The 8,237-nt window shown below is 67.1% G+C and carries 6 protein-coding genes; all 6 read left to right on the forward strand.

Features of this window, described 5'->3' with window-relative positions:
- The first annotated feature begins 55 nt into the window (after positions 1-55).
- Complete coding sequence (locus E3N85_RS06070; protein ID WP_198412059.1) at positions 56-1,093, forward strand: glycosyl transferase; 1,038 nt, start codon at positions 56-58, stop codon at positions 1,091-1,093.
- Positions 1,090-4,017, forward strand: coding sequence for an oligosaccharide flippase family protein (locus E3N85_RS06075; RefSeq protein WP_134460694.1), 2,928 nt, complete (start codon positions 1,090-1,092; stop codon positions 4,015-4,017). The genes E3N85_RS06070 and E3N85_RS06075 overlap by 4 nt, the downstream gene beginning before the upstream one ends.
- Complete coding sequence (locus E3N85_RS06080; protein ID WP_134460696.1) at positions 4,014-5,231, forward strand: glycosyltransferase; 1,218 nt, start codon at positions 4,014-4,016, stop codon at positions 5,229-5,231. Before E3N85_RS06075 ends, E3N85_RS06080 begins: the two co-directional genes overlap by 4 nt.
- Positions 5,228-6,277, forward strand: a complete 1,050-nt coding sequence (locus tag E3N85_RS06085; RefSeq protein WP_134460699.1) for a polysaccharide pyruvyl transferase family protein — start codon at positions 5,228-5,230, stop codon at positions 6,275-6,277. The genes E3N85_RS06080 and E3N85_RS06085 overlap by 4 nt, the downstream gene beginning before the upstream one ends.
- Positions 6,274-7,290: a glycosyltransferase gene (locus E3N85_RS06090; protein WP_134460702.1), complete on the forward strand. Its 1,017-nt coding sequence runs from the start codon at positions 6,274-6,276 to the stop codon at positions 7,288-7,290. The genes E3N85_RS06085 and E3N85_RS06090 overlap by 4 nt, the downstream gene beginning before the upstream one ends.
- 237 nt (positions 7,291-7,527) lie before the next feature.
- A partial coding sequence (locus tag E3N85_RS06095) for a hypothetical protein (protein WP_134460705.1) occupies positions 7,528-8,237 on the forward strand: 710 nt, incomplete at its 3' end.

Genomic DNA, 8,237 nt, shown 5'->3' on the forward strand with positions numbered 1-8,237 from the left:
GACAGATTCTCAGTTTCTCGCCGAACATTACAACCGGCCCGTGAGGAGTATTGGCGTGACGAAAATCAGCGCGACAAGTATCACCGTGTTGCAATCACTCAGTGCGCCCGACGGCACCACGCGGTACGTCAACCAGGTGGTCGAGGGCGCACCCGATGCGGTGACCATGCGTTTCTTCTCCTGGCGCACGGCACTGCTCGGTCACTATGACATTTTTCACGTGCACTGGCCCGAGTTGCTCATTCGCGCGCCGCGACCGCTGAAGGCCCGGCTGCGCCGCGGAGCGCTCTACGCACTGCTGCTGCGCGCCCGACTGCAGCGCATTCCCATCGTGCGCACCGCACACAACCTGACTCCACACGAAGCCGGCCACGACGCCGAGACCCGTGCGCTCGACGCGCTCGATGCCCACACGGCGCTCGTCATTCGCCTCAACCCGACCACACCGGTGGAACCCGAGTCCCGAGCGGTCACCATTTTGCATGGCCACTATCGTGACCGTTTCAGTGGCATGCGCCGGCCGGATACCGTGCCAGGGCGCATCCTCTATTTCGGGTTGATCCGGCCGTACAAGGGTATCGAAACGCTGTTGCAGGTTTTTCAGGCGCTGCCCGGCCACGACCTGTCGCTGCGCATTGTGGGTCGACCATCGAGCGGGCTCGGCGAGATCATCACCACCGAAGCCGCGCGGGACGCACGCATCAGCTCGGTGCTGCGCTTCGTTTCCGATGACGAACTGGTGGTCGAGGTCGGCGAAGCCGAACTGGTCGTGCTGCCGTATCGCGAAATGCACAATTCCGGCGTTCTGCTCGTAACGCTCTCGCTTGATCGGCCGGCGCTCGTGCCATCGACACCGTCGAACCGGGCCCTGGCCGACGAGGTCGGCGCCGACTGGATCTATCTCTACGAGGGCGAGCTCACGGCCGAAATTCTGCGCGACACCCTCGAACGGACGCGCGCAGCCTGCTCCCACCCGCAACCGCGGCTCTCCGGGCGGGATTGGAAAACGCTCGGCCTGCAGAGCTATCGAACCTACCTGCAGGCCCTGCAGTTGACCGGGCGCACGGTGCGCGCCGTGCGGAGTATCCGATGACCGCGACGATTCCGCCTCCCTCCCCCGACATCCCCGAGAAACCCCGCTCGACGGCAGGCCTCGGCCGCACTGCCGGGCGGGGCGCGTCAACCACCCTGGTCGGCCAGCTCATTCGCATCGGGGTGCAGCTCGGCGGTATCGTCGTGCTCGCGCGGCTGCTCACTCCGAGCGACTACGGGCTGGTCGCGTCAGTCGCCGCGATCATCGGCGTCGGCGAGGTGCTGCGCAACTTCGGGTTGTCGTCGGCCGCCATACAGGTGCGTGACTTGAGCCGCCACCAGAAGGACAACCTGTTCTGGATCAACAGTTTGATCGGGCTCGCGCTCATGCTTCTCGCGGTGCTCTGCAGCCCGCTGATCGCGACCCTGTACGGCGACGATCGGCTCGTCCTCCTCACCCAGGTGCTCGCCGGCTCATTTCTGCTCAACGGCCTCGCGACGCAGTTTCGCGCGCACCTCAACCGCAACTTTCACTTCGTCGCCCTGGCCGGGTCGGAGATCGGAGCGCAGGTCGGCAGCCTGGTCATCGGCATCGCGATGGCGCTGAACGGCTTCGGATACTGGGCTCTGGCCGGACAGCAGATCAGCCAGGGCCTTCTCACCATCATCATTCTCATCCCGGTCACCCACTGGTTTCCCGGCTGGTACCACCGCAAAGCGCCCATGCGGCACCTGATCATGTTCGGATCGAATCTCGCCGGCACCCAGCTGCTCGGCTATGCCAGCCGCAATACCGACACGATCGTGATCGGCGCGACGCTCGGCGCTGGCCCGCTCGGCCTGTACAACCGGGCATTCCAGCTACTGCTGTTGCCGCTCAACCAGATCAACGGCCCGTCCACCCGGGTGGCCCTGCCGGTCCTGGCCCGTCTGCAAGACGACCCACCCAGATACGACCGATTCATTTTGCTGGGGCAGACCATCATGCTGCATGCGGTCACCATTGTGCTTGCATTCTCCTGCGCGCAGGCCCTGCCCATTATTAGCATCGCCCTCGGCAATACCTGGCTCGGCTCGGCCCCGATTTTTCAGATTCTCGCCATCGCCGGGTTCTTCGAAGCGGCCGCCTACGCCACCTACTGGGTGTTCCTGTCGAAGGGCGCCACCAAGCAGAACCTGTATTTTGCCCTCACGACCCGGCCGCTGCTCGTCGCGTTCGTGCTGCTCGGCTCCCTCTGGGGCGTCTACGGCGTCGCCGCCGGGTACTCGCTCGGTGTCGCACTGATCTGGCCGATGGGCCTATGGTGGATCAGCCGGGTAACGAATGCCCCAGCCCGCGCCATGTTCCTGGCCGGCGTGCGCGCCATTCTCGGTTACGGTTTCGCGGCGGCGGTCAGTTGGGCTGCCGTGCAGTGGATTCCCATCGACCTGCCGTTCGCACGCGTTGCCCTCGGCGGGGTCGCCTTGCTCGCGGCGATCGGTGTCGTCACCCTGATCTGGCCGCGCTTTCGCCGCGATCTACGCTCGATCACCCAGGCCCGCAGCTTTCTGCGCTCCGCGAAGTCGTCGAGATCGTCGAAGTCGGGCACGACAAACCCGGCCATGGGTACCGATCAGCTGGCGCCCTCCCGTGCCCCCGCCCGCGCTCGAACCGTGGGTCGTATCCGGCTCCGCCTCATTCGCCGGCTGGACCGGGTCGTGCACGGGTTCGCCGCGGCATCGGCTCTGCCCTATCTGCGCGATCGCGCCGCGCTAAAACGAGCAACCGATCAGCTGACTCCGTGCGATGTGCGCAGCGAGCGCTGGCACGTGCTCGTTGCCCCGCCCGGCGAGGGTAATATCGGCGATCAGGCCATGGTCGAAGCATTCCTCGAAAACGTTCCTGGACCGGTGCAGGTGCTCGTGCGGCGGGCGGGCGACCTGCATATCCCGTCACAGCATGCCGGGCGAGCCCAGCTCGTTCCGATTCCGCACCTGATCTACGGAACGGGGCGAGTGCACCTGGAGGCCATGGTCGCGTTGGCCTCCGTGCTCGACGGCGCCCTGTCGCTGACCGTCGTCGGCGCCGACATCATGGACGGCGCCTACAGCGTGCGCGCTTCCTCGCGGCGAGCGGATGTCGCCAGCCTGGCCCGCAGCGTCGGTGTCGATGCGCGCATCCTCGGCTTCAGCTGGAACGGCCACGCCAACGTCGGGGTGCGCCGGTCGCTCGCCCGGGCCGGCCGGCTGGGGACCCGGTTGCAGCTGCGCGACCCGATCTCAAGCGCCAGAGCCCGAGCCGATCGCTTTCACAACGTCGTCGATGTCGCCGACGCCGTGTTCGCAGCCCGCACTAGCTCCGGTGTCGCCGCGACGGAATACCTCGGACCCACGCCAACGCCCTATGCCGTTGTGAACGCGAGCGCGCTGGTCGGCCGCCGTTTCGACCAGACCCTGGAGTATGTCCGCATCGTCACCGCGCTGCTGCAGGCGGGGCTCAGAGTGGTTTTGCTGCCGCACGTGGTGCGCACGAGTGGCGATGACGCGGCCGCCTGCCGGGCCGTGTACGAACGATTGTCCGAGGGTGAGGGCACCGATTCCCGAGTTGTTCTGGTGAACCGACTTCTCAGCCCGGCCGAAGTGCGCGGGCTGTGCGCCGGCGCCGAGGTCGTGCTGTCCGGGCGCATGCACCTCGCCGTGCAGGCCATGTTCCATCGAGTGCCGGCCGTTGCACTATCGACCCAGGGCAAGGTCGCCGGCATGATGCGACTCTTCGACATGCCGGAGCTGTGTGTCGAGCCGGGGGTCGGACTGGCGGAGCGCATGGTTCCCGTGGCGCTCGCGGTGCTGGCCGACCGAGAGAGCTATCGGCACCGTTTGGCCGCGCGACTGCCCGAGATTCAACGCCTGGCCGCCCTCAACTTCTCGGTGCTGCCAAGCGCAGCGCGTTCCAGACCCCCTGCTCAGCGTCAGAGCCCGACTTCTCACAGACAAGGCCCCGCATGACACCCTCCTCAGCACCGCCGCCCGACTTCACGCGCGGGCGGCCCGCGCTGCGCCGCATCCTCTTTGTGATTCCCTCGCTGCACGGTGGCGGGGCGGAATTCGTGGCCCGCACCTGGATGGGCTGGCTCGCCGACCACGGCTACGAGGTGAGCGTCGTGCTCACCGCCGCCGAGGTGCGACCGGAATACCTGCCAAACGGGGTCGACGCCTACTCCCTCGCCGGGCAGCACGGCCACGTGCGGAAGGCCACCACGCTGCGCCGCCGCCTGCTCGACTGGCAGCCCGACGTCGCGATCGCCCTGCAGGCGCACCCGAATCTGGTGCTGCTGACCGCGGCCCGACTGGTGCCAGCCCGACTGCGCCCCCGTGTCCTGGTCAGCGAGCGCAACCTGGTTTCGCTCGGACTGCCGGGATCGAATCGTGCACACCGGGTGAAAATCTGGTTTGCCAAACGTCTGTATCGGTGGGCGGACCACGTGATCGCCATTTCGCATCCGGTGGCCGCCGAAATGGTGGCCGCTTTTGGGGTGCGCGGCGACCGCATCACTGTCGTGGCCAACCCGGCGACGGCGAAACTGCGTGGCACGCCGCGCGGGCAGGGCACGACGGGGACGCACGCACAGGTGGGGGGCAGTGAGCTGGGCGGTATCGACACGATCGTGACGCGATCGGAACGCCGCGCCGGATCGGCCAACGGCATTCAGATTGTGTTGGCTTGCCGGCTGGTGGCGCAGAAGCGTCCGCTGCTCGCCATCGCGGCCGCCGCTGAGCTCGCCCGTCGCGGCATCGCCGTGGAGGTCGTGTCGTTCGGCGGCGGCCCGCTTCTGGGCGACGTGCAGGCCGCGGCCCGGCAGGAGGACGTGGTCTTTCACCATCGCGGCTGGGTCGAGAACTGGTTCGACCACTGTGGTGACAATGCTGTGGCGCTGCTGACATCCAGCCGTGAGGGCTTTGGCAACGTACTAGTCGAGGCGGCCGCGGCCGGGTATCCGGCGGTCGCCGTGTCGGGGGCGCTCGGGGTAGCCGATGCGATCGTGCCCGGCATCACGGGCGAGCTCGCGCTGTCCGCGAATCCGGTCGACCTCGCCGATGCCATTCTGCGGGCAGCCGACCTGTCGCTCGAACACATCGAACCCTGGCTCGCCCGGTTCTCGGAGGACGCGAGCGGCGGCGACTTGGAACGCGTACTCCTGCGGGTCGCGGAGCGCGCATGAGAATCTTCACATCGGCCATGGGCCAAATCGACAATGTCGGCGATACCGTGCTGCGGCGAGCCTTTCTGGATGCGCTGCGGGGTGCCGGCGAACTGCAGGTGTTCGTCGGAGCCAGAGCGGATTCGTACCTGAGCGGGCTCGGCCTGCACGACGAAGACCGGGTGTACCGCACCAGCGCCGAATGGCGACGTGAGATTGCGCGGTCGACGCTGCGGGAGGCATCCGTTTATGCCTTCAACGCCGGGGAGATGGAGCTGCAACGCGCCTACGCGCTGCGCTATCTGCGCATTGCTCCGCACCTCGCTCTCAACCGGCTGCGCGGCGGGCACGCCGTGCACGCCGGGTTCGGCGTGCGGCAGAAGAGCGGATGGCGCTTTCCGGTTGCGGCGACGCTGCGCCTGTGCGACCTCGTGTCCTGGCGCGACGCGTACAGCCGCGGCACGATGGGGCTCGGCCGTATCGCTCCCGACTGGGCTTTCGCAACCGGGGCAGCGGATGCCGACCTGCTGGCGTCAACGCCCGACCGGCCATTCCTCGCCGTCTCGGTGCGCTATAACGGGCGCCGTCCCGCCGACGCGTGGCTCGAAGCACTGCGGGGTCTGGCTGACAGCCGCGGGCTCGACATCGTAGCCGTGTCGCAGATCGAACGCGACGGGCCGCTCGCCGAAGAATTAGCCGCGAAAGTCGGCGGCACGGCCCTTGTCTGGGACAGTCCCGACCATTTCGCGCAGGAACAGAAACTGCGCGGCATCTACCAGCGTTCGCTGCTCGTGGTGAGCGACCGGCTGCACGCCGCCGTGATCGGACTGACCGAGGGCGCCCTCCCCCTCGTGATCGCCGACGCGGGGCCGTCGAAGGCGGCCCGCACGCTCGACGCGGTCGGAATCAAGGGCACGACGATCGGCTGGACGCTGCCGGACCCGGCGGCGCTGGAGCGCCGGGCAAATGATGTCGTCAGCCGCCGGGAGCCGATTCTGCGCCACGTCGTCGAGGCCCGCGCCGCATTGCACGAGCTGACCGGCTCCATTCGAAAGCTCACCGCATGAACGGGGCGCACGCCGCCGGCCGGCCGGTCGTGAGCGTCATCGTGCCGGCTTACAACGCCGCCGAGTTTCTACACGGTGCCATCGAGCGACTGCTGCAACAGACCCTGGCCGTGGATTCTGCGGCGATTGAGATTATCGTGGTCGACGACGGTTCAACGGATGCGACGGCCACGATCGGCGCGCGGGCGGCCACCGAGCACGCCTCCGTGCACTTTTTTCAGCAGGAGCGCAACGGCGGTGTCGCGCTCGCCCGGGCCCGCGCGGTGGCCGAGAGCCGGGGCGACTTTCTGTGGTTCGTTGATTGTGACGATGACTGGGCTGACTTCGCCCTCGAGAAACTCGTCGCGGCGGCCCGGTCCACCGGCGCCGACGTGGTCGTCTGCGGTGCAGAGTATGTCTACCCCGGTCAGCGGCGCCCGCTGGCCGCGCCGGCCCTGACCGGTCCGATCACCGGCGCGGAAGCATTCGGCCTGCTGCTCGACGGCGAGCTCACCGGTCACCTCTGGAACAAGCTGTTCCGGCATTCCCTCACCCAAGAAATTGAGTTCACACCGGCCCGTGTGCACTCGGACCTGGCCATGGTCGCCCAGCTGATCGCTGCGGCGGATCGGGTGGCATTCATCAGCGACGTGCTGTACTCCTATGTCGTGCGCGGTGGGTCGATCATCCGCTCGGGGTCGCGCCGGGCCGAGTCTCTGCTACTGGTTGAACAGGCCATCACGACGGCAGCCATCACCCTCGACACCCGCATCATCAGCTCAAACTCGTACGGCTACTTTCGGCTCCGCTACGTGCTGCTCTCCGGGCTGAAGGACGCACTGAACGGCCCGTACGATGACGAGGAACGCGACGCAATCGTCGCCGAGTTGCGATCCCGATTGACCTGGCGCCTCGTACTGCTCGCGGCACGCCGCCGCGACTGGAAGCGGCTCGCGCTGGCCGGTACGGCGAAGGTGAACATCGGGCTGCACCGCCGTGTGCTGCGGCTCGCAGCGGAGAAGGGTGCAGCCTGAGTCGGTAGTGAGTCGTATCTAACCCGCGGTACCAGCAGAAGAGGATGCCGCTGTCGATGTTGCTGGGCCCGCCATTCTGAGCATTTTCACAGGAAAGTGAATCGGATTCGACTTTGCCTCTCGGTAGGCTCAGCACCAAACGGCCAGTTGAATTGCCTGGCACGGCTCCACCAGCACCCGCCCCGGTCCGCTCACCCGCTGGCCATCCGCGAAGCCGACTCTCTGGAGGATTCCATCGTGACCATCCCCCGCAGAGCCCTTTCCCGCAAGATCATCCTCCGTCGGCGCAGGAAATTCGTCCGCCACGCCCTGATCGCCGCCATGGCCTGTGCCGCCATAATCAGCGCGGTAGGCGCTCCCGCGACCATGCCGAACCCGGGCAGTACGGAGGCAGCCGCCGTGACCGCGCGCACCGTCATTGACAGTTCCTCGCCCAGGATCAGCTATAGCGGCACCTGGCGTAGTACGCGCAGCACCGCCGATCGCGGTGGATCTGTGCGGTTTCAATCCAGTGCCGGCAGCGCGTCGATGACGTTTGAAGGGACCAGCGTCGCCTATATCACCCGCACCACGAAGGACTCCGGCAAGAGCAACGTCTCCATCGATGGCAAGGTGGTCACCAGTGTGAACGGGTATTCCGCCACCTCCGTGCATCAGAAGACCGCCTTCAGTACGACGAACCTGACGAGCGGCTCTCACACCATCACGATCAGCCGCACCGGCAAACGAGACGTTCGCTCGAGCGGTACCAACAGCATCGTCGACGCTTTCGTCGTGAATGCTGCGGCGAGCCCCGCTCCGGCTCCAGCGTCCCCGCGTCCCCCGGCACCGGTGCGCGTACCCGCATCCGACACCCACCGCTACGCTGACTGCCCGGCCGCCACGGTCACCGTGACGACGGCCAGGGAGCTCATGGCGGCTGTCGATCAGTCCGGCCCCGGCACCGT

Origin of the sequence: Cryobacterium sp. Hz9 (assembly GCF_004402825.1) — a bacterium.
In the GTDB taxonomy this organism is placed as follows: domain Bacteria; phylum Actinomycetota; class Actinomycetes; order Actinomycetales; family Microbacteriaceae; genus Cryobacterium; species Cryobacterium gelidum.